This is a genomic window from Paraliobacillus sediminis (genome assembly GCF_003426055.1).
In genome coordinates this window covers 1-21,858 of the sequence record NZ_QJSI01000003.1, presented here as the reverse complement: position 1 = coordinate 21,858, position 21,858 = coordinate 1, and the positions used below count along the sequence as shown (strand labels likewise).

General features: G+C 37.9%; 21 protein-coding genes. 4 read left to right on the top strand and 17 right to left on the bottom strand.

Annotated elements, in window-relative coordinates; all coding sequences use genetic code 11:
* Positions 1–26: 26 nt before the first annotated feature.
* The 15 genes from D2K60_RS12810 to aldA all read right to left on the bottom strand — a co-directional run bounded on the left by D2K60_RS12810 (position 27) and on the right by aldA (position 16,039).
* A complete protein-coding gene (locus D2K60_RS12810) occupies positions 27–2,078 on the bottom strand; it encodes a CocE/NonD family hydrolase (RefSeq protein WP_117170030.1) in 2,052 nt (683 codons plus the stop codon).
* An 18-nt stretch (positions 2,079–2,096) separates the two neighbouring features.
* Positions 2,097–2,792: a TetR/AcrR family transcriptional regulator gene (locus D2K60_RS12805; protein ID WP_117170031.1), complete on the bottom strand. Its 696-nt coding sequence runs from the start codon at positions 2,790–2,792 to the stop codon at positions 2,097–2,099.
* A gap of 323 nt (positions 2,793–3,115) precedes the next feature.
* A complete protein-coding gene (locus tag D2K60_RS12800) occupies positions 3,116–3,316 on the bottom strand; it encodes a cold-shock protein (RefSeq protein WP_112180538.1) in 201 nt (66 codons plus the stop codon).
* A gap of 278 nt (positions 3,317–3,594) precedes the next feature.
* Positions 3,595–5,328 carry a CocE/NonD family hydrolase gene (locus D2K60_RS12795; RefSeq protein ID WP_240335344.1) on the bottom strand — a complete coding sequence of 578 codons (1,734 nt, stop codon included), beginning with the start codon at positions 5,326–5,328 and terminating at the stop codon, positions 3,595–3,597.
* 63 nt (positions 5,329–5,391) lie between these two features.
* Entirely contained in the window at positions 5,392–6,273 is an 882-nt protein-coding gene (locus D2K60_RS12790) for a glycine betaine ABC transporter substrate-binding protein (protein WP_117170033.1), read from the bottom strand.
* Between the two features lie 21 nt (positions 6,274–6,294).
* On the bottom strand, positions 6,295–7,125 hold the full coding sequence (locus tag D2K60_RS12785; protein ID WP_117170034.1) for an ABC transporter permease: 831 nt from the start codon (positions 7,123–7,125) through the stop codon (positions 6,295–6,297).
* Positions 7,122–8,324, bottom strand: a complete 1,203-nt coding sequence (locus D2K60_RS12780; RefSeq protein WP_117170390.1) for a quaternary amine ABC transporter ATP-binding protein — start codon at positions 8,322–8,324, stop codon at positions 7,122–7,124. Before D2K60_RS12780 ends, D2K60_RS12785 begins: the two co-directional genes overlap by 4 nt.
* A 71-nt stretch (positions 8,325–8,395) precedes the next feature.
* Entirely contained in the window at positions 8,396–8,866 is a 471-nt protein-coding gene (locus D2K60_RS12775) for a thioesterase family protein (RefSeq protein ID WP_117170035.1), read from the bottom strand.
* Between the two features lie 20 nt (positions 8,867–8,886).
* Entirely contained in the window at positions 8,887–9,837 is a 951-nt protein-coding gene (locus tag D2K60_RS12770; RefSeq protein ID WP_117170391.1) for an L-carnitine dehydrogenase, read from the bottom strand.
* Between the two features lie 8 nt (positions 9,838–9,845).
* Positions 9,846–10,736: a beta-keto acid cleavage family enzyme gene (locus D2K60_RS12765; protein WP_117170036.1), complete on the bottom strand. Its 891-nt coding sequence runs from the start codon at positions 10,734–10,736 to the stop codon at positions 9,846–9,848.
* Positions 10,737–11,010: 274 nt separating this feature from the next.
* A complete protein-coding gene (locus D2K60_RS12760; protein WP_117170037.1) occupies positions 11,011–11,547 on the bottom strand; it encodes a TetR/AcrR family transcriptional regulator in 537 nt (178 codons plus the stop codon).
* A gap of 101 nt (positions 11,548–11,648) precedes the next feature.
* Positions 11,649–12,368: a LutC/YkgG family protein gene (locus tag D2K60_RS12755; protein WP_117170038.1), complete on the bottom strand. Its 720-nt coding sequence runs from the start codon at positions 12,366–12,368 to the stop codon at positions 11,649–11,651.
* Positions 12,349–13,794 carry a LutB/LldF family L-lactate oxidation iron-sulfur protein gene (locus tag D2K60_RS12750; RefSeq protein WP_117170039.1) on the bottom strand — a complete coding sequence of 482 codons (1,446 nt, stop codon included), beginning with the start codon at positions 13,792–13,794 and terminating at the stop codon, positions 12,349–12,351. The genes D2K60_RS12755 and D2K60_RS12750 overlap by 20 nt, the downstream gene beginning before the upstream one ends.
* The gene (locus D2K60_RS12745) at positions 13,794–14,519 is read right to left on the bottom strand and encodes a (Fe-S)-binding protein (RefSeq protein WP_117170040.1); all 726 of its coding nucleotides are present in this window, start codon (positions 14,517–14,519) and stop codon (positions 13,794–13,796) included. The genes D2K60_RS12750 and D2K60_RS12745 overlap by 1 nt, the downstream gene beginning before the upstream one ends.
* Before the next feature lie 62 nt (positions 14,520–14,581).
* Positions 14,582–16,039, bottom strand: coding sequence for an aldehyde dehydrogenase (gene aldA / locus D2K60_RS12740; RefSeq protein WP_117170041.1), 1,458 nt, complete (start codon positions 16,037–16,039; stop codon positions 14,582–14,584).
* A 343-nt stretch (positions 16,040–16,382) separates the two neighbouring features.
* On the opposite strand from aldA, the gene D2K60_RS12735 reads away from it, so the two are divergent.
* Positions 16,383–17,321 carry an NAD(P)H-dependent flavin oxidoreductase gene (locus D2K60_RS12735; protein WP_117170042.1) on the top strand — a complete coding sequence of 313 codons (939 nt, stop codon included), beginning with the start codon at positions 16,383–16,385 and terminating at the stop codon, positions 17,319–17,321.
* A gap of 91 nt (positions 17,322–17,412) precedes the next feature.
* Here the strand turns inward: D2K60_RS12735 and D2K60_RS12730 are convergent, their stop codons facing one another.
* Together D2K60_RS12730 and D2K60_RS12725 are read right to left on the bottom strand one after the other, a co-directional pair.
* Complete coding sequence (locus D2K60_RS12730; protein ID WP_162880756.1) at positions 17,413–18,666, bottom strand: ATP-binding protein; 1,254 nt, start codon at positions 18,664–18,666, stop codon at positions 17,413–17,415.
* 170 nt (positions 18,667–18,836) lie between these two features.
* Positions 18,837–19,019 (bottom strand): helix-turn-helix domain-containing protein, encoded by a 183-nt coding sequence (locus D2K60_RS12725; protein ID WP_117170044.1) that lies wholly within the window; start codon positions 19,017–19,019, stop codon positions 18,837–18,839.
* A 210-nt stretch (positions 19,020–19,229) separates the two neighbouring features.
* On the opposite strand from D2K60_RS12725, the gene D2K60_RS12720 reads away from it, so the two are divergent.
* The 3 genes from D2K60_RS12720 to D2K60_RS12710 all read left to right on the top strand — a co-directional run.
* Entirely contained in the window at positions 19,230–19,937 is a 708-nt protein-coding gene (locus tag D2K60_RS12720; protein ID WP_117170045.1) for a lysophospholipid acyltransferase family protein, read from the top strand.
* Positions 19,938–20,142: 205 nt separating this feature from the next.
* Positions 20,143–20,964 carry a YheC/YheD family protein gene (locus tag D2K60_RS12715; RefSeq protein WP_162880757.1) on the top strand — a complete coding sequence of 274 codons (822 nt, stop codon included), beginning with the start codon at positions 20,143–20,145 and terminating at the stop codon, positions 20,962–20,964.
* 424 nt (positions 20,965–21,388) lie between these two features.
* Positions 21,389–21,858: collagen-like domain-containing protein (locus D2K60_RS12710; protein WP_205418620.1), on the top strand; the 470-nt coding region annotated here is incomplete at its 3' end.

The following is a 21,858-nucleotide window of genomic DNA, read 5'->3' as shown; positions in this document are numbered from 1 at the left end:
TTAAACAAAATCCCTTGGGTATTTTACTAAACAAAATCCCTTGGTATTTCTGTTTTCCATTCTTTGTGGAATACTTCTTCATCATTTTCATAAGCTGTCAAAATATTAGTTAGGAAGAAAGTCGTTTCGTCACTGGTCATTTCACTACTACTTACTAGTTTCGTTTGCCAGTCTTCTCTACCTAATTTTAATTCCCAATCACATTGGACACGTGCTGATAGTGGATTGTTTTCTTCTATAGTAAAAGTATTTGCATTCGTACTACCATACTCCATGCCATTGTGTGGAAGTCTTCTTTCCCCTTCATCAGAGAAATCTTCTAATTTCCAGATCCCATTAATTAGATCGTGTCTAACTTCACGTGTCCGCTTTTCTGCGCGCAGTATTTCTTTTTCCATTATTTCTGCCGTTTCTGGTGCTTCAAAGTTACCTGCGTGAACATCTTCAGGCTGTGGCGTTCGTACTGGTATCGTCAACCTCGTCTCTTTTCCACTATAAAGCGTGAGCGTAACGGGTTTAGCTGACGGCCAAGCTTGTGGCCAAGATGTTGGTGAAATGGCTAGTTCTAGTTGATGTCCTTTAGGTAATTGCTGCCCTAGTGCATCTAATTTAATTTCCACCTTATATTTCTTACCTGGTTTCAGTTTTTCTGGATGTTCATGCGATGCAAGATGTGTCAGATTTAACATACCCCAGCTAATTAACGTCGATTCCCCGGTTGGCGCTTTATCACATAGTCGGACATTTAGCAGTGCATTTTCTTGATCTGATGCAATTTCCGCATGAAATATAGGATGGCCTAAAAGTTCTGTTGTTTCTTCAAATGGATCCGAAGTATAGACAACTGATTTTCCGTTTTCAAGACGTTGATCACCAGGTAAATCACCAGGTTGGCCGAATGGACAGAATACACCTGTATAAAAACCATGTTCCTGTACACTTGGTATCAGAACTTGCTCGCCTTCCTTACTTTGATTCGTAAGTTTTCCATTTGCTAACAACAACGATTTGTCTGTTACATTAGCAGACGGCCATGACGTATCACCAACCCATTTACCTGGGCGTTCTGTATACGTTACTTGTGGTAATGCGCTATCTTGAATCCAAGAAGTTAATTTGGGTTCATCCATTATTCCTGTATCAATTCCTTTTAACCATTGATCCCACCAACGTAAACACTCTTGTAAAAAACCAATTGCTGGATCAGGTGTCGCCACTTCAGGGTATTCATGTGCCCATGGTCCAATCAGCCCTTTACTTTCTTTTGGTAGATTTTCAAGCAGACGGAAAACCGTATTCGTATACGCATCTTGCCATCCACTAACCGTAAATACAGGGATTTGAATAGCTGAATAATCTTCACATATCGATCCATGCTTCCAATAAGCATCTCTGCGTTGGTGTCTCATCCATTCTTCAACTAATGGTGGAGTGTTTTCTAGACGATCTAACCAATTCTCTTTCCAACTTTTACCCACTACTTGCGGATCTTGTGGTCTTGCATTATAAACAAACATAGTCGATGACCACCAAAGCATGTCAGAAGCTAACACGTTTCCACCGCGATAATGTACATCATCTGCATACCTGTCATCTGTCGAATCTAGTGTGATGATTGTTTTTAATGCAGGGTGTTGTCTTGCAGCAACTTGCAAACCATTAAATCCTCCCCACGATTTACCGATCATTCCAATTGAACCTGTTGACCAATTCTGTTTGACAATCCAATCGAAGATCTCCAAGGCATCATCTTGTTCTTGCTTGATATACTCATCTAGTAAAATACCATCAGAATCTCCTGAACCACGAATATCAACACGGATACTTGCATAACCGTGACCTGCAAAATATGGATGTCGCGCCGAATCTCGAATAGCAGTAAAATCATTTTTGCGATATGGAATATATTCCAAAATAGCTGGTACCGGATTTTCCACTGCATCTGTCGGAAGCCAGATTGTCGCAGCTAACTTAGCACCATCAGACATTGGAATCCATACATGCTCTATCTGTTTAATTTCTCTTGGGTAATCAGTTTTTACTGTACGTTTATCTGAATCTTTAATATTAAAAACCACTACACTCAACCTCTCGTCTTATCTTATGGTGAAATTAATTTCTTTTTGCTTGTCTGTCACAACAACACGTCGGACAAATTCATAAACGAAAGAAAGGGTCTGTCTGACAGCTTCTTCCTTGGTATAACTTCTACGTCGATTTAATACGGTATTCATCATACCCTTCCAAATCATCAATGTTGTATCAGCTAATAAATCGACATCTTCCTGCCTGATAAATCCTTCATCCACAGCATCTTTTAGATAGAGTACACTTCTTTTCGAAAAATTCAATTCCAATACAATTGGTTTGATTTCATCAGGTAATCCGATTAAATCTTCTTTATAGATCTTGTAATAATCATCTAATAAATCATCCACAGAACCACCTAGGTCTTCCATAAAAATGAGTTCATAGATCTCTGGTCTTTCAAAAGAATGCATACAAAAACATTCCCATGAATATAGCCAGCTCTCTATCGTATTTCCACCTTTATTTAGATAATTTGGTAAATCATTAATATAGTCTGTTGTAAAACGCATTGATGCAAAAAACTTTAAATGCGAAAGATCCTTAAAATAATTGTAAGCAGTGGAACTTGTATAACCAGCACGATCTGCAATTTTTCGAATCGTAACGTGATCGATCCCATCCTCCTCAATCATTTCCGTGGCAGCATCCAGAAAATAGCGCCACATCCTTGTTCGTTGTATTTCCTTCCTTTCATTTTTCATCAACTTTTCCCTTTCTACTAGCTCTTATCTTGTCTATTTATAACGCATTTTTTTATGAACGTGTTTTTTTCGTGAACACGTTCATTATAACAAACTCAGTTTTTTTGTCAAAGGCAGTTTGGTAAAAAAACTAATCAAGCTCCTCACGATTAATGTATCCTTCCATTGGTATTACTGCTCAATTCCGCCGGATTATCGCTCGCTTATCAAACAAAAAAAGAGCCAGAAACTGCATTACGACAATTTGTCGCTTAACAGATCCTGACTCTTTTTTACAAATAAAAAAGGACTCTACAGAATAGAGTCCTTTCATTATAAAGCTATTACGCTTTGTTTACATTAGTAGCTTGAAGTCCGCGTTGGCCTTCTTCAGTTTCAAATGTAACTTTTTGACCTTCGTCAAGTGATTTAAATCCTTCGCCTTGGATAGCTGAGAAATGAACGAATACGTCTTCTCCTCCGTCAATTTCGATGAAACCAAAACCTTTGTCTGCGTTAAACCATTTTACTGTACCTTCTTGCATGTTTGTTTCCTCCTAGGTGGATAAATTCCACATTTTATTACTATTAATGCTCAATTAGATATCAAAGGCGAAAAGTTTAAATACTTACTCCTTGCATACCAAACACGAATAACTTCTTTACTATAGCATGTGTTTTTAAATAATGCAAGTTATTAAATATTTTTTTCACCACATATCAATTGATAATATAAAATATCTCAGAAAAATTGACCGCCTTTTCATCAAAATCACGCACGTTAAGGCAGTCTCAATAGTTTTATATGTCACCTATCGCTAGCTCATTTTGGTATCACTGGCAACAAAACATGGGATGGATATTCTGTTTGATGGTACACCGTTTGCTTTGCTTTTACCACTTTTACTGTATCTAATGTTGTATCTCCTGTATTGGGATTCACATCGTATCTTGGGAAATCACTCGAAGCTATATCGATTCTTATTGCGTGACCTGGTAAGAATACATTACTAGTAGCCCATAAATCAATCTCCAGCTGAATAATTTCACCATTCATGCTCGCTTTTTTCTCCTTACCGTGTCGATACTTCGCTCTAACAATCCCATCCGTCAGATTATACGCTCTACCATCAGGAAAAACGTCTACTAACTTAGCAGAGAAATCCGTGTCAGGAGCATCCGTGGATACCCATAAAATAACTTTAACCCAGCCTGTTACCTCTAGAGCCTCATGTAATGGTGCTGATGTATACACCAATACATCCTCTCGCTCCTCCGTAACCCTCTGATTTCGTGGGCCCGCTCCTTTACCGTTATAAAATAAGATGCCCCCACCGTTTGTTCTTACAGGAATTTCAGGATCATGGGTATAGTGATCGCACTTCTCTTTAACAGGAGGATGGATCGTTAGACTTCCAGAACTCATTGTTGTATTCGCTTGCCCATCACTATGAAAATAGTAGGGTGTGTATTGCGTCCGTTTAAGTGGCCATTCTTTTTCTGTGCGCCATTCATTTGTACCCATCACAAATATTTTAATTGGATCTTGATCATCCAGTGGAAAATCTTTATTTTTTAACCATTGATCAAACCATCTGTTGTGAAGGGAAGTAATATCATTTTTACCATCAATGGAAGCCCCAGAAGCATTTACTCCAAACGATTGTTCACCGAGTTCTGAGTAAAACATTCCATGCCCCCATGGACCAATCATTAATTTTTGATTGTCGTTCGATTCACTCATTTCTTGATAATTTGTTAATGTTTGCCCTAAAAAGTTATCATACCAACCTGCAAGATGGTAAGCTGGGATATCAATTTGCTTTGGATCTATATGACTAACATTTGCGATAGCCTTTTTACTATATACTTGACTCATATAGTTACTATAAATTTCATGTAATTCTGTATGTTTCATGACTGGTGGCCAATCTTTAATTGGTGTAAATCCATGCCATTCTTCAATCTGGTTTAAATCGTTGGTGATTTCTTTTATCGTTTCATTATATTGATTTCTTTCTTGTTTTCTTTTTAAATAATCCGATGCTATTGAGTCCAACATCCATGTTTCTGCAGACGCTAATTCTAATACACCACCTTTACCAAAGGCTTCTTTAAAGATATTACCTACCATTGCTGGAAATATAGCTTTTAGTGCGGGTGGACGCTCAACCATAGCGTACAGCTGCGTATATGCATAGTAAGATAAACCAAACATTCCGACCTTCCCATTAGAATATGGTAAGGTAGCGGCCCATTCTACAGCATCATAGCCATCTTTTCCCTCTTGAGCAAAAGGTTCAAACTCTCCTTCAGAAGCAAATCTACCCCTGACATCTTGAATAATAACCACATATCCGTCCATCGCTAAACGAATCGGATCAATATATCTATGAGAAAAATCGGGAAGGTTTTTGTTATAAGGTAATCTTGTTAACAATGTAGGGTATGCACCAGCCTCTTGTGGACGATAAATATTCGCATACAGCCTAATCCCATCCCTTAACGTACAAGAAACTTCTCTATCAACTATTACGTGCTCTTTTTTAGTCACCATGGATCATCCTTTCTGTTTAAAAAGCCTGTGCTGACTCATGTCAACACAGACTTTTAAAAACTATTATTTACCCAACATTTCGTCTACTTTATCTTGATTATTATCAATCCACTCTTGGGCCACTACTTTTGGTTCGATTTCGTCCTCTTCAATCTTAACTATCATTTCTTCAACATCATCAATCGGAATACTCCAATTGCTTAAAAATTCATACGCGTCTGGAGCTGTTTCTTGTAATTCGTTGTTTGTAATGACATGAACTGATGCTGATTCAAAGAATCCTTTTTCCTCTTCAAGTACTTTCAGATCAAATTTGTTAAACATCGAGTGTGGGCGCCATCCATAAAAAATAACCGGCTCTTCATTTTCCATTTTACGCATTGCTTGTGCAATCATGCCACCTTCAGAAGAATTAACTTGCTCTATATCTAAATCGTAACCTTCAATTAACTCATCAATAACACCTGTTACACTCGCACCATCTTCAATTCCATACATCTCATTATCAAACTCATCTTCTATTCCTTTAATATCAGCTATAGAATTAATATCTTCCATATACGTTGGAACTACCCAACCTGAAGCTGCATTATCATAACTCATAGCGGTTTCCTCAATCGAATCCGAATATTTCTCTAAATATACATCATGAACCGGAAGCCAAGAATCCATAAACACGTCAATATCGCCACCTGATAACCCAACGTAAACACTACCTGCATCAGCTTGTGTTTGCTCTATTTCATATCCCATGTCCTGTAAAATCAGACTAGCAATTTCTGTTGGCGGAACAGTACTCGTCCATGGTGTTACACCTAATGTAATCGTTTGACTATTACTTGTTTCTTCTTGCGTTTCTCCGTCTGTTGCATCCTCATCTTGTCCACAAGCTACAATTAATCCTACTAATAATACACCTATTATACCTAATACTACTTTTTTCATTTTAACTCTCCTCTTTTATTTTTATAATTTACTACCTAAACCTTGCGTTATCCGGTCAAGAATAATTGCAATTACAACAATTGCTAATCCTGCAGTCAAACCGAGACCTACATTAACTGTTGAAATACCTTTTAATACGGCTGATCCTAAACCTGGTGCACCAATCATCGATGCAACTACAGCCATAGATAGTGCTAACATAATCGTTTGATTCACACCTGCCATAATCGTAGGTAAAGCTAAAGGTAGTTGTGCTTTAAGCAACAATTGCCATGGTGTTGTTCCAAAAGCTAATGATGCTTCAACTACTTCTTCAGGAACTTGAATGATTCCTAATCTTGTCATCCTTACAGCTGGTGGGGTCGCAAATACAAATGTTGCAATAACTGCTGGCACGCCACCAAGACCAAATAATAAGATCGCTGGTATTAGATAAACAAAGATAGGTAACGTCTGCATAAAGTCTAAGATTGGTCGGACAATTCGGTCGACAACTTGGTTTTTAGCACTTAGAATCCCAATTGGAACACCCAATATTACCGAAATGATTGTAGAAACAATAACAATCGAAAGTGTTTGCATGGTTTCGGTCCAAAGGTCAACAGAACCAATATAGATACAACCAACTAAGCTAAAAACCGCAATACTTCTACCAGCAAACTTCCACGATAGAAGTATGAGTACAATAGCAATGATTTCTGGAGGTATAACAATTAATAAATTCGTTACGCCTTCAACAAATGAACTAAGGACATTACTGATTTTATCAAAAAAACCACTCATTTCAGGAAGCAACCAGTCATTAACAAACATATTTGTCCATTTTTCTAAAGGTAATTGAAAATAATTCATGACGGTATCACCTCCGTTTTTTCCTTACCAAGTACTAGCCCAGCCAAGATTGAAACACGAGATATTATCCCTAATAACTTTCCATCCTCTATGACAACAATGGGGTATTTTGTATCTACCGCAATCCCAATTAACTCATTTAATGCTGTATCTTTACTAGTTGAATGAATACCTTCAACAATTAGTACTTCTTCCATCGATATCGTTTCTTCATAAGCTCTTATCGCATCATCAATTGTTAGTAAACCTTTAAAGTTCTTTTCTTTATCTACAACAAAGATGCTTGACGCTCCTGCTTCTTCCATTTTTCGAACCGCTACGCGTGGGCCATCTTTATAGGTCATTAACACTTCTGGTTTTTTCATGACATGCGATGCTTCTAACACTTTTGAACGATCTACATCCTTAACAAAATTAGAAACATAATCATTTGCAGGATTTTCTAAAATTTGTTCCGATGTACCAACTTGAACAATTCTTCCGTCCTTCATGATGGCAATACGATCTCCCAGTTTTAATGCCTCGTCTAGGTCATGCGTAATAAATAAGACTGTTTTTCCTAATTTGTCCTGTAGCTTTAACAACTCATCCTGCATCTCTTTACGAATGATCGGATCTAAGGCACTGAAAGCCTCATCCATTAGTAAAATATCAGTATCATTAGTTAGAGCGCGCGCAAGCCCTACACGCTGTTGCATACCGCCACTTAACTGACTCGGATAGCTTGTTTCATATCCCTTTAATCCAACATCAACGATTGTTTGCAATGCCTTCTTTTCACGTTCTTCTTTTTTTACACCTTGAATTTCTAATCCATAAGCAACATTATCTACTATATTTTTATGGGGCAACAAGCCAAACTTTTGAAAGACCATACCTAATTTTTTACGTCTCGTTTCAATTAATGTTGCCTTATTCATCTTTGTTATGTCTTCTCCATCAATTAAAACTTCCCCATCCGTTGGCTCGATTAATCGATTCACTAACCGAATTAATGTCGATTTCCCGCTTCCAGATAAACCCATTATGACAAAGATCTCACCCGTTTTAATAGAAAACGATGCTTGACTTACTCCGACAGTCATTCCTGTCTTCTCAAGAATTTCATCTTTTTGTTCGCCATTTTTCAACCGCTTAAGCCCCTGTTGGGGATGAGCTCCAAATATTTTCGTTAAATTATTCACTTCAATCTTATTCATCAACATCCCTCTCTCCTAATCAATTTTGAAAATTAGTCCGCCAAATCCAGTTGACTTGAGACTAATGAATTCTAACGTTTGATGCCAATTTGTCTTCCTACTTGCTTCGGATTTTCTAATTGTTTATCTTCGTTCCAAATTTTTTCAATAATCGTTGTTACAAGTGTCGGGAATGCTGCAGGTTTTCCCTGTTCTACATCGATGCCCATTAACATTTGCTCACTTGTTGCGATGACTTCACTGCTCCCATTTCTCATTGTAAAAAACACGTGCAGCCGTTTTGAGTCAATATTAATTAACTGTGCCATAACTTGCAGCGCTTCCTTCTCACTAGCTTCTTGTAAATAGCATAGATGCGTTTCCAATGTAAAAATAGTATACGAATATTCTGTACGAGCATCCGAATCTAGTCCAATATAATCAATAAATGCATCTACTGCCAGACTAAATAACATTGCATAAGCTGCGTCGTTCATATGACCGTTATAGTCAACCCACTCCTTATGAACAACTTCTTGATATAGAAATGCCTGATCCATCATAAACTTATTCTCCTTGTGAATTATTGATTTTTCACTACGTGCTTAGATTCTGGCCAGTAGTCTTCTACTAAATCCAATAACTTCACTAAGAACTCATTACGTTTACTTTCTAACTCCGCAATACTTGTATCGCCAGCATGATTTTCACAGCCTTCAATCACTTTTTCTTTCAACTCATCTGTTAATTCCGGCGCTTCTAATTTCGTCCATGGAAGCTTCAAAGTTGGACCGAACTGTTCTAACATGTGACGCATGCCTTGATCCCCACCCGCTAAGTGGAACGTTAAAAATGGTCCCATTTGCGCCCAACGAAGCCCAGCACCATAAATGATAGCAGCATCAATTTCCTCTGTAGTCGCTACCCCATCATTAACAAGATGTAACGCTTCACGCCATAATGCTTCCATTAATCGGTCGGCTACGTGTCCTTCTATTTCTTTCTTAATAACTAAAGGTTTCATTTGAATCGATTGATAAAATTCTTTTGCTTTTTCAAGCACCGTAGCATCAGTTGCTTCTCCACCGACAAGCTCAACTAACGGTAATATATAAACAGGATTAAATGGGTGTGCTACAATCACACGTCCTGGATATTTCAATCCCTGTTGTAATGTAGTAGCCATAATGCCTGATGTACTAGAACCAATAATTGCATCAGGTTTTGCATACTGGTCAATACTAGTCAAAACACTTTTCTTCACATCTTCACGTTCAGGCACATTTTCTTGAATAAAAAAGGCATCTCGTACCGCTTCCTCTATTGTAGGAACAAAAGTTAAACGATCTTGTGAAGCACTTTTTGCAAGACCAAGTTTTTCTAAAGAAGACCAGACTTGTTTAACAACTTGGCGTGTTCTTTCCTCTGCTCCTTTAGCAGGATCAAAAGCAATAACATCATATCCTTGTCCCAAAAATCGAGCAATCCAACCATTTCCTATGACACCTGTACCAATTACTGCTACTTTTTTCATTTCAGCCATTATTTATCTCCTCCTTTGAAATTACCTAATCCATACTGTTCTCTAGCTTCTTGAGGCGACATTATTTCTACACCATTTCCATTCAACATCTTAATAGCTTTATCTACCAATTGATCATTACGAGCAAGAACGCCTTTAGATAAATAAAGGTTATCTTCTAAACCTACTCGAACGTTACCACCTAATAGTGCAGCTTGGGTAACAATAGGCATTTGCATTCGACCGATACCAAAAGCGGACCAGTGTGCGTGCTCAGGAATGCGATCTTTCAGGTAGATCATTGTTTCTACATCTGCTTCTGCTCCCCAAGGGATTCCAAGGCAGAATTGAAACATTGGATCACCAGTGATCAATCCCTCTTTAACTAGCTGTTTCGCAAAACGAAGATGTCCTGTATCGAAGCATTCTAATTCAGGCTTTACACCACTTTGTTGAATAAGTTTTGCTTGTTCTCTTAACCAATTAGTGGGACTCATATAAATCATGTCTCCAAAATTAACTGATCCACAATCAAGTGTACACATTTCTGGAAGCAAGTCCCCAATAGGCTTGTGTCGTTCTTTTGGTGTTTGAATAGCCGTTCCATCTCCGCCAGCTGCTGGTGTATCTAAACTTGGAATGAAATCACCACCACCTCCAGCTGTAATATTTATAATCACATCGGTTTCTGAGTCACGAATGCGATCTACTATCTCACGGTAATGGTTGATGTCTTGACTCACGCCTCCTGTTTTAGGGTCACGTGCATGAACATGAGCTACTGTTGCGCCAGCTTTTGCTGATTCAATTGCAGCCTCTGCAATTTCTTTTGGTGTTACTGGAACATGAGAACTTTTCGATGTAGTATCTCCTGCACCTGTTACAGCTGCTGTTAATAAAATTTTACTCATCTTTTCTGTCTCCTCTCCACATATGTACTCATTCTTATCTCGTTATTCAATTTCACTGTACCGTCTGGACGGTTTTAACTTGTTTAAAACTATATCATTCAGTCCGTTTTAATACAAGGAAACGCAAAATAGGTAAGCGGTTTCTTCGGTGGAATCCCATTTAAAATAAATAGCTGTAAGCCACTATTAACGACATTTTCAACATTTTATTAAAAAAACTCAAAAAATAAAAATACTATCTGATTTTCAGATAGTATTTTTCACAATTTTGTCATTATTCATTTGCCCATTCTTTTAACTTCTTATATACCGCGTCTTTTTTTTCATCACCAATATGATAAATATCGAATAGCTCTGTAAGCCAAATTCCATCTGTTGCTAAGCGAATAATGGTTGACTTTATTGGATCAAGTCCTTCATTTTCAATATCGTATTGCCACTGTGTGTATAATTCACGAATAGGATCCAATAATTTTTCGTTAACCGCTTTTGCAGCTAATAAACCCGAGTGCATATCTGTATTCTTATACATCTGATTAAACGTTACTTCCACATAAGCCCGAATCCATTTTCCTTTCTCCACCGGATCTGCCTTAGCGTTTGTTTCTATTTTCTCTTGATAATTATGAGCTAAATGTTCTACCATTCCTTCAACAAGTGCTTCTTTTGATGGGAAGTGATAGAGTAAACCACCTTTACTTATCCCTGCTTCTTTTGCTACAGCCTCTAATGTTAAATTAAAAATTCCTCTTTCGCTAACGATCTTCGATGCAGCATGAAGAATATCAACCTTTCTAGAATTTTTACCCATCCATTCTAATCTCCTCATTATTAAAGTAATGCATTTACTATACTATCTGGACGGTTTTTTTTCAATTTTTTTAAAATAATCTTATTAGGAGGTTTGTCGAATCATCTATCCTCTACAATAATATACGTAGCTTTAATCGGTCCATGCACACCAACAACGAGATTCATCTCAATATCCGCACTATTACTTGGACCACTAATAAAATTTATACAGGATGGTACTTGCTTGCCATCTTCAACAAGCTGGTGAATTTCTCGCGTCGCTTGGGACATTCGTGGAACAAGTGTGCTTTTAGGTACAATCGCAATGTATGTGGCAGGAAGTAAGCTGACCGACCGTCCCTTTCCTTTATCACTAAACAAGACAACAGTACCTGACTCCGCAAGCGTAATATCGCTAAATGTAATGCCTACATCGGCTTTTTCTGCTAGGCGAAGGCTCTCATCACCATCTGCGGCATCCCACTGTTTTACATGTACATTTGCAGAAGCCCATGATGAAAATTGATCCTGTAAACCAAAACTGCTGAACCGCGGATCATCCCACGTCATTATTGATTCTCCACCATATCCCTTAATAACTTCTAACATTGCGTCACCTAAATTACTTTCAGTTGTTTTGACCAAGTCGGTGTGAATAAAATCGCATTGTCTTTCCAATATAGTTACTAATTGCTCCTGGGTCTGTTCAGCAAGCACACGCCATTGTACTTGCTGCTTCCATCTAGGACGTTTAACTTCATGCGTTATCCTTTCCCTATCTAAATTTTTAGCAATCTTGTCTAAAAATGCTTCTCGATTTTTAATCTCTCCTTTGGCCATCGTTACTTCCTCCCTTCGCTCTATTCTTAAACCAATCTCTAAATCGCTCCTTTTCCGGTACAGGAAATTCGCGCGCATCTGTCCACGCTTTAACTGGACCAGGACCTTTTGAGATTGTGCCATCTTTAACAAACGGTGTCACTAAAAACGGCGCCATTTTTGTTGCGACACTAAAAAGTTTGGCTGACCCTGCGACTGTTTCGAATCCTTTCATTGCGAACCTTTCTCCTCTGGAAGATTTCTTTTCTTTCTCGACAATATTGCGCCGATGCATGATCAACTGTTCATGCAATGGAATTTTGACCGGACAAACATCGGTACATGCCCCACACAAAGTGGATGCATATGGAAGCTCTTTATAATCGTCATAACCACCCAACAACGGAGTAAGTACAGCGCCAATTGGCCCTGGATAAATTGATCCGTAAGCATGACCACCGACATGACGGTAGACTGGGCATACGTTAATACATGCCGCACAGCGAATACAGTGAAGTGCTTCTTGAAATTCTGTTCCAAGTATTTTTGAACGTCCATTATCGACGATTACTAAATGAAATTCTTCTGGACCATCTACCTCGTCTTCCAATTTTGGGCCAGTTAATGCCGTTACGTAACTCGTCAACTTTTGACCGACAGCAGCTCGCGTTAACAGACTCACTAATACATCAAGTTCCTCCCATGTTGGCACAATACGTTCCATGCCCATGACCGTAATCTGTGTTTTCGGAAGGCTCGTTACCATACGCGCATTTCCCTCATTCGTAACGAGTGCAAATGAACCAGACTCCGCCACTGCAAAGTTACAGCCAGTAATTCCAACATCAGCTTCAAGAAACGCTTTGCGCAGTTGCTCTCGAGCAAACAAAGTTAATTCCTCTGGTTTTTCCGTGTTCAGATAGCCTAATTTTTCCTTGAAGACATCGCGAATCTGTTCTTTATTTTTGTGCAATGCTGGTGCTACTATATGTGATGGTGGATCATGGTCATCCACTTGAAGAATGTATTCCCCTAAGTCTGTCTCGACCACCTCACAACCGTTTTCTTCTAAAATATCGTTTAATGCAATTTCTTCCGTTACCATCGACTTTGATTTCACAATTTTATTTGCGTTTTTATCTGCAATGACTTGACTAATATAGTTATTTGCATCATCTGCTGTCTCAGCAAAAAAAACATGACCACCAAGCGCGGCAACCTTTTCGCTTAATTGGTTTAAATAGTAATCTAGATTTTCCATTGTGTGGGTGCGAATCTCTTGACCTAACTCGCGCCAGTCTTCCCAGTCACCTAGCTCATCTGCGGCAGTAGCCCGGTTCGTCTGTAACCTTCCTTGGGCAGATCGTACAGCTCCACGCATGAAGGTATCATCTAATCCCTTATCAACACGTTTCGTAAAGTCCTTTTCTCCAACATGCATCGGCATCACATTTCACCTCGACTGTTCAAAATTTCTGCGATATGCATTACTTTTATCGGTTTACTTTTGCGACTTATTCGACCACCAATGTTCATTAAACAACCGCCATCAGCGCCAATTAGAACTTCTGCTTCGGTTTCTTCGACATGCATGACTTTCTCATCGACCATCTGCTCAGAAATCTTTGGCATCTTTATCGAAAATGTTCCGCCAAACCCGCAACAGTCATGGCGATTCGGTAGATCAATCATTTCTAAACCTTTGACATTACCTAATAATTTTAATGGTGCTTCTCTTACCTTTAATAATCGCGTCATATGACAAGACGTATGATACGTTGCCTTCGCATGAAACTCTGATCCTGTATCTTCTATTAATAAAACTTCTGTTAGAAACTGTGTTAATTCATATGTTTTATCCTTTAATCGTTTTGCTTTCTCTTGCCATTCTGGTTCATCATTAAATAGCGCTACATATTCATGTAACATGAAAGCACAAGATCCTGATGGACAAACCACATAAGTAGATTGTTCAAAAGCGTTGATCATATTTTTCGCTGCTGCTTTGGTGTTTTCATGATAGCCACTATTGTAAGCAGGCTGTCCACAACAGGTTTGCGTTTTCGGAAAATCAACTTCACAACCAAACCGCTCTAATAATTCTACTGATGCCTTACCAGCGTTTACATAAAACATATCCCCCAAGCACGTAATAAATAAGGATACTTGCATTATTTTCCCTCCTACCAAGTTAGACAGAAAAGGGAAAGTGAGTTAGCACTTTCCCAATAGAACTATTTATATTGAATATAAACGGCATGCGTTTGCAAAAATTCCTCCAATCCATGTTTTCCATCAGCGCCACCTATGCCAGATTTTTTCCAACCAGCATGGAAGCCTTGGACAGCTTCAAAACTCTCACGATTCACATATGTTTCGCCGAATTCTAATTCATTACTTGCTTGCATCATGTTATTGACGTCTTGTGTGAAAATTGCAGATGTTAAGCCATATTGACAATCGTTAGATAATGCAATTGCTTCATCTAATGTAGAGAAAGATGCAATAGGCAATACCGGCCCAAAAACTTCTTCGCGCATGATTTCCATCGTATTATCCACATCTACTAGAACAGTAGGTTGATAGAAATAACCTTTTTCACTATCCGCTCGTTTTCCACCGGTCAAAACCGTGGCACCATTTTCAACTGCACGATTTACCATGTCCTCGACATTCTGTAGCCCACTTTCACTTGAGAGTGGCCCCATACCAATACCTTTATCCACTAATGGATTACCATACGTTACTTCAGACATTGCTTTGGTGATTTTTTCGATAAACAGATCAGCTACAGCATCATGCACATAGACGCGTTCCGTACAGTTACATACTTGACCAGTGTTAATCACGCGTGAATCCAAGATAGATTGGACAGCTATATCAATATCCGCATCATCCATCACAATTGCTGGTGCTTTTCCACCTAATTCTAGTGATACTTTTGTGATATTTTCGGCAGCATTTTTCATTACTTTCTGTCCAGCATTCGTACTACCTGTTAGCGTGATCATGCCAATTTTCGGATTTTTAGAAAGTTCATCTCCAACAACACTTCCCGCACCCGTAATAATGTTGATAACCCCTTTAGGCAAACCAACTTTTTCGAGAATTTTTGCGAATGCTAGAGCATTGTTAGGTGACGTGCTGCTAGGCTTTAAGACAATCGTATTACCTGTTATTAGTGCTGGTGCAGCTTTTCTAGCAATTAAGAAAAACGGGAAATTCCATGGCAAGATCCCTGCAACAACACCGATTGGCTGCTTATAAATTAAGATACTCTCTTTTGGTCGATCACTCGGAACAATTTCACCTTCATACTTGCGTGCCCACCCAGCAATGTATTCAAAATAATCTGCAGTTACACTCACCTCAACGATTGCTTGATCTAGAGGCTTACCCATTTCTTCAGCGATTATTTCAGCAAGGTGATGAACATTGTTACGAATTTCATGACAGATCGCAAATAAGTACTTGGCTCTTTCCGATGAAGGAAGTTTGGCCCACTCTTTTTGTGCAACTTCTGCTGAATCAATCGCTTTTCGCGTATCTTCTAGGGAAGCCTTTGGTACGGTAGAAATGATCTCTTCTGTAGCAGGATTGATTACATCCAATGTTTCATTTGTACTCGCCTTTACAAACTGTCCATCAATAAACATCTCAAAGTTTTTTGTAACCGTTTTCAAATTACCCATTTTTTTCATCCTCTCCTTATTTATCTATATTTTCATATATCTAGACGACTTTGTCAACATAAACAAACTATTTATATGTTTTGTTTATTAAGTTTTATTATTGTTTTCGTTATTTTATTCTGTTTTTTTGTTGGAATGGTCTAATAATGACCAATTCGAATAGCTAAATATCTGACAAATGTAATAACAACATTTGACAGACGTAACTTCTTTCATTTATTCGTTTCCTATATGATTAAATTACAACCTAAACACATACTAACAATAGTTTGATGTTTTCTTATCCCGCACACGAGTTTTCTAAAAAAGACTTTTAAAAAATTATGAAATGAGGCAATATGTCATGGATCACACACTACAAATTGGACAGATAAAACCACAATTCCCTATCTTACAAGGTGGAATGGGTGTAGGTATCTCGTTAAGTAAACTTGCTGCAGCAGTTGCAAATGCTGGTGGTATTGGTACTATTTCTGGAACCGGCATTTCAGTTGATGAATTGAGAAGCCACATTAAAAAAGCAAGAGAATTAACGAACAATGTAGGATATATTGGTGTTAATGTTTTATTTGCGATGACTGATTTTGCTGAGAAAATGAAAGCTGCAATGGAAGAGAAAGTTGATTTTATAATTTCAGGTGCAGGTGTATCTAGAGATATGTATGCATGGGGTCGCGAATATGGCATACCAGTTATTTCAATAGTTTCAACAGCCAGATTAGCAAAAATTTCAGAGCGATTAGGTGCCGCTGCTATTGTTGTTGAGGGCCATGAAGCAGGTGGTCACCTAGGAACAGAACGCCCTTTATTCGATATTCTACCTGAGGTTGTCGAAGCCGTTAACATTCCAGTAATAGCCGCTGGTGGTATTCTGACTGGTGAAGATATTGCGAAAGCATTAAGATTTGGTGCCGTTGGTGTTCAAATGGGTTCTCGTTTTGTTGCAAGCGAAGAGTGTGACGCCCCACTGGCGTTTAAACAGAAGTACATAGACGCAAAGGAAAATGATACTGTATTGGTAAAAACAACGGTTGGCTTAGAAGGCAGAGCGATAAGGAATCGTTTTACAGATCGAATCAGTGATGGCGGCAAAGTAAAAATTGATAGATGCTACCGCTGCTTAAAAAAATGTTCTTTTCAGTTTTGCACGCTAGATTCACTATTTAGATCGATGAATGGTGACGTTGAGGACGGTTTGGTTTTTTCTGGAGCAAGGGTACATGAAATCACGAAGATAGAATCCGTACAACATATTATGGATCATCTTATGGAAGAGGTTTGATTGCATGCAGTAAAAATAGACTCTAAAATAAGAGTCTATTTTTTATTTAAAACTATTTTCAGAGGAATGAACTAAGTGTTATCGTTATTTCTTAAGCACCTGGCAATGTAATCTTGAATTCTGTACCCGATCCTATTGTACTGTCCACTTTAATCGTGCCATTCATTGCGTGAATTGCATTATAACTAACCGTCATGCCTAAGCCTGTACCAGTTTTTTTTGTTGTAAAGTAAGCGGTACCAAGTTTTGCTAGTTGCTGTTTTGTCATTCCATAACCGCTATCTTTGATACAAATAATAGCATTATTTTTATTAGCTATTGTCTCAATTGATAATATGCCACCGTCGGGCATTGCTTCTATGCAATTTTTTGCTATGTTAATAAAACTTTGTTGCAGTTTGTTTTGTTTATATTTTACTAGCAATTGATTATTACATTTTGTAATGATATCAACATTATGTATCGCTGCATATGGCGATAATACGCTAACTACATATTCAATATCTGACTCCATCGTAGAAATAATACAACTATTAGGCCTTGCTTTAGTTATTGATAAATAATCGTTTATTATATTTTCTGCTCGTTCCAATTCTTTTAATGACAATGCAGCATAACTTTGCCTACTATGATCAGAGATCTCTGGTGTCATTAATAATTGTAAGAAGCCTTTCGTTACGGTTATCGGATTACGAACTTCATGGGAAACACTAGCAGCCAATTCACTAATTACTTTTAATTTTTCCGTTTCCAATAATTCTTCTCTGATTCTTATATTTTCTATTGAGTTTTTTATGATATAGGTAATTACGAGCATACTTAAACCTTGTATTATGACAAAATTTAATGATGTAAGATTCTGTTCTGTGGATGAGGTTTGAATCGTTGCATGAGATAGTAGAACAATGGCTAAAGATGCAAAAAAAGCGGTTAATGTGAGAGATATCATTTTGCCTTTGAGACCTAAGTTATCAAATTTAGTTTTACATAGTGATATAAAAATCAGCATGAAAGTAGTAACGATTAAACTTATAAATACGCCTTCCCCACCAATTAAAAATTGATTTACAACGATTGTAAGGTACAATACTAGCCCTACACGCCAACCAAAATAAACTAATCCTAAAATGAATGGGATTTGTCTTAAATCAAATATAATCCCACCTGAGAACCTTATCGGATAAGCCATACAAGAAGTAATCGACAAAATGATTAAAACAACAATTATAACGTTCGTATTTTTATGATTTGCTTTTCCTTTATCAAGCCACAATGTTTGAAATAGAAAATAAGGTATAAATATAAACAAAAAATTTATTAATAACTCCTCATAATGCAGAATCATCCAGTCACCCCTCTTTATATACGTATTTTGCCACATTGTGGTTTTTTTTACAATAAGAATACCAAAATATTGCACTTAAAATTAAATTTTCACATGAATGTAACACTACTTTTACAATAAATGAAAAAGTGAAGCTAGTTGCGTAATAATTCATCCGAATTTACCTCTTTCTATTTGTTTAGCTTTTTCTCCTGATCTTTAATCCAGTTATCAATTGATTTCTTTGAAAATAAAATCTTACTGCGCATTTTAAAATGTGGTATCTCTTTCTGGCTTGTCATATCGTAAATCGTATCTGGATGCACACCGAGATACAGTGAGACTTCTTTAACGGTTATAATTTCTCGTTCCATGTCATGACCTCCTCTATACGTTTGATTACTCATATAATCGTTATCTTCCAGTAAAAGGTGTCTGCTTTGGATAAAAAAGGGTACTATTCATAAAATACAATATATCCATGACAAATGTCATCTTAAATATGGGCGTTTGTGACTTATTATATGTCGTTTTTTCTTTTATGATAGAAATAGAATTACTAACAAGAGAAGGAGTTTAATACTATGCCTATGCGAACACTAGTATTTCAAGGTTATATGTGGGGGTATATTTTAAGTAAAGCAAATAAATCATTTGCTATTAATAGATTAAATAAAGCTGGTAAAAACAGAGAAAAACTAGCACTAATGGATAAAATAATTTTAAAATGTACAAATAAATTAATTAAAATTTCAGGTGCAGACTTATCTGTAACAGGTACCGAGAACATTCCATTAAATGAACCTGTCTTATATGTTGCAAACCATCAAGGACATATGGATATTCCAATTTTGTATTCAACTGCACCACAAACAATGGCCTTTGTCGCAAAAAAAGAAATGGAGAAAATTCCGTTATTAGGTTTTTGGATGAAAGAACGTGGTTGCGTATTTATCGACAGAGGGAATGCACGTAACTCTTTAAAGGCGATCAATCAAGCGATCTCAAGTTTAAAAGCAGGTCATCCAATCGCAATTTTTCCAGAAGGAACGAGAAGTAAAGGACCAGAGATTGGTGATTTTAAATCCGGCAGCTTACGAATTGCACTAAAAGCCGGTGTGAAGGTAATTCCTGTTTCATTTAAAGACTCGTATAAATTGATCGGTAAAAAAGGTTGGAACAAGCCAGCAAAAGTTTCTGTTCACTACTCTGACCCAATTGATTCAAGCGATTTCAAAGATACAGGCGAACTAGCGGAAGAAGTACTAACACAAATAAAAAAACATCTATAAGTATTCAAACAAAAAAAACGCAGTCACTGACCAAATGACATTATGTCCATTTGCAATGACTGCGTTTTTTATTATACTCTATTCATCTATTTTAACATGTACTGCTAAATACTGATATATTCTACCGCGTAAAAATATAGGAACAAAATGCCCAGTAATTCCATATATATATCGTATTATTCTATATCGGAAGGAGATGTACGAAATGAACAGTAAAACCTCAATTAGTACTGCTGCCAACTTTGATAAGTCACGTCTATTTTTTAACAAATGGGAAATGTATAAATTATTAGCCCCGTATGACTTACCTTTAAAAATACCTTATACTTCTGTCTTCTCCATCCAGTCGTTTGAGCAATTCACCTCAAGCTCTATGCCATTTTATGTAAAGCCCGTTCATACATGGGCTGGATTGCATATAGCACGCATCACACCCGTTTATAACGGCTATCACGTAAAGTTTCAAAGTGGTACAGAAGAAACCCTTCCTAACCAGCAAGTTTTGTGGAGAAAATTAGAACACTATTATCAACATACACTTGTAATCTTGCAACAACAAACACCTACTATCCCATTTAATTCGCGAGCGTTTGACATTCGTGTCCATCTGCAACGAGATGAGCGAGGCCGGTGGCTTTACGCAGGAGATTTAACGCGAATTGGCGGTGACAAATCCATTGTTTCAAATCTTTTTACAAATGGTGGTGGCGTAGTGGAAACGGAATTTGTACTACACCATTCATTTCCTTATGCAAAAGGAAAAAAAGTGATAGATAATCTAGCAAAAGCTGCATTCGCAATTTCCGAAGTACTAGATAGCCAGTATCCATTTATCGATATCGGCGCCGACTTTGGTGTTGACCAAAATGGGGATCTCTGGTTATTTGAAGTCAATACAAATGACGCTAAAGGACGCCCAGCATATGATCTCTTTAAAAAACTACCCGATAAAAATGTCTATAAACAAATGATTGCAATGGATAAGAGGCGACATAAAGTTTGGAAGAAAAACAACATGCATTTTTAATAAACTCTATCCTTATCAAGACGTGGGTAAGAGTATCTACCAGGAATTAATATAAAGAAGATAATTATAAAGAGGATTAGTATCACACGACACCCTTTTTAATTTCAGCGATCAGCCGGTTGCTTACATTTGATAGTGATCCTAGAGCTTTTTCTCAGTTAGTAGAACAAATGGGCAACACATTTTTCAAAAACAAGCACTTTTACAAGCGTTTCACCCTCTCGTATTCATTACTTCTCTCATAGAATAAAGAAGTAAGATGAAAGGGGGTTGAAATAAATTGAATGAACAAAATAGGTACTCAAAATTATTGCGTAAAAATTACAGCTACCTAAACAAAGGATGTAAAGCTTGCGGGCATAGAATTTGCAGATGTAAAAGAAAAGAATGTCCAGAATTTGTGCATAAAGCGTATAGATGCAAAGTGAAGCATACTGTAATTAATATTATAAGCGGACCTCAAGGACCTACTGGACCCACTGGGCCAACCGGACCTCTAGGAGGACCTACTGGACCTACTGGCGACACTGGCGCTACCGGACCGATCGGACCTACTGGTGACACTGGCGCTACTGGACCGATTGGACCTACTGGCGACACTGGCGCTACTGGACCGATTGGACCTACTGGCGACACTGGCGTTACTGGACCAATCGGACCTACTGGCGACACTGGCGCTACTGGACCGATTGGACCTACTGGCGACACTGGCGCTACTGGACCAATCGGACCTACTGGCGACACTGGCGCTACCGGACCGATCGGACCTACTGGTGACACTGGCGCTACTGGACCGATTGGACCTACTGGCGACACTGGCGCTACTGGACCAATCGGACCTACTGGCGACACTGGCGCTACCGGACCAATCGGACCTACTGGCGACACTGGCGC

Bases quoted from the DNA above. Each gene is read 5' to 3' on its own strand.
- D2K60_RS12755 (WP_117170038.1), bottom strand. From the start codon at position 12,368: ATGGCCAAAGGAGAGATTAAAAATCGAGAAGCATTTTTAGACAAGATT.
- D2K60_RS12800 (WP_112180538.1), bottom strand. From the start codon at position 3,316: ATGCAAGAAGGTACAGTAAAATGGTTTAACGCAGACAAAGGTTTTGGT.
- D2K60_RS12785 (WP_117170034.1), bottom strand. From the start codon at position 7,125: ATGAATTATTTTCAATTACCTTTAGAAAAATGGACAAATATGTTTGTT.
- D2K60_RS12770 (WP_117170391.1), bottom strand. From the start codon at position 9,837: ATGAAAAAAGTAGCAGTAATTGGTACAGGTGTCATAGGAAATGGTTGG.
- D2K60_RS12805 (WP_117170031.1), bottom strand. From the start codon at position 2,792: ATGAAAAATGAAAGGAAGGAAATACAACGAACAAGGATGTGGCGCTAT.
- D2K60_RS12780 (WP_117170390.1), bottom strand. From the start codon at position 8,324: ATGAATAAGATTGAAGTGAATAATTTAACGAAAATATTTGGAGCTCAT.
- D2K60_RS12750 (WP_117170039.1), bottom strand. From the start codon at position 13,794: ATGCCGATGCATGTTGGAGAAAAGGACTTTACGAAACGTGTTGATAAG.
- D2K60_RS12760 (WP_117170037.1), bottom strand. From the start codon at position 11,547: ATGGGTAAAAATTCTAGAAAGGTTGATATTCTTCATGCTGCATCGAAG.
- D2K60_RS12730 (WP_162880756.1), bottom strand. From the start codon at position 18,666: ATGATTCTGCATTATGAGGAGTTATTAATAAATTTTTTGTTTATATTT.
- D2K60_RS12795 (WP_240335344.1), bottom strand. From the start codon at position 5,328: ATGGTGACTAAAAAAGAGCACGTAATAGTTGATAGAGAAGTTTCTTGT.
- D2K60_RS12720 (WP_117170045.1), top strand. From the start codon at position 19,230: ATGCCTATGCGAACACTAGTATTTCAAGGTTATATGTGGGGGTATATT.
- D2K60_RS12745 (WP_117170040.1), bottom strand. From the start codon at position 14,519: ATGCAAGTATCCTTATTTATTACGTGCTTGGGGGATATGTTTTATGTA.
- D2K60_RS12735 (WP_117170042.1), top strand. From the start codon at position 16,383: ATGGATCACACACTACAAATTGGACAGATAAAACCACAATTCCCTATC.
- aldA (WP_117170041.1), bottom strand. From the start codon at position 16,039: ATGGGTAATTTGAAAACGGTTACAAAAAACTTTGAGATGTTTATTGAT.
- D2K60_RS12790 (WP_117170033.1), bottom strand. From the start codon at position 6,273: ATGAAAAAAGTAGTATTAGGTATAATAGGTGTATTATTAGTAGGATTA.
- D2K60_RS12715 (WP_162880757.1), top strand. From the start codon at position 20,143: ATGAACAGTAAAACCTCAATTAGTACTGCTGCCAACTTTGATAAGTCA.
- D2K60_RS12765 (WP_117170036.1), bottom strand. From the start codon at position 10,736: ATGAGTAAAATTTTATTAACAGCAGCTGTAACAGGTGCAGGAGATACT.
- D2K60_RS12725 (WP_117170044.1), bottom strand. From the start codon at position 19,019: ATGGAACGAGAAATTATAACCGTTAAAGAAGTCTCACTGTATCTCGGT.
- D2K60_RS12775 (WP_117170035.1), bottom strand. From the start codon at position 8,866: ATGATGGATCAGGCATTTCTATATCAAGAAGTTGTTCATAAGGAGTGG.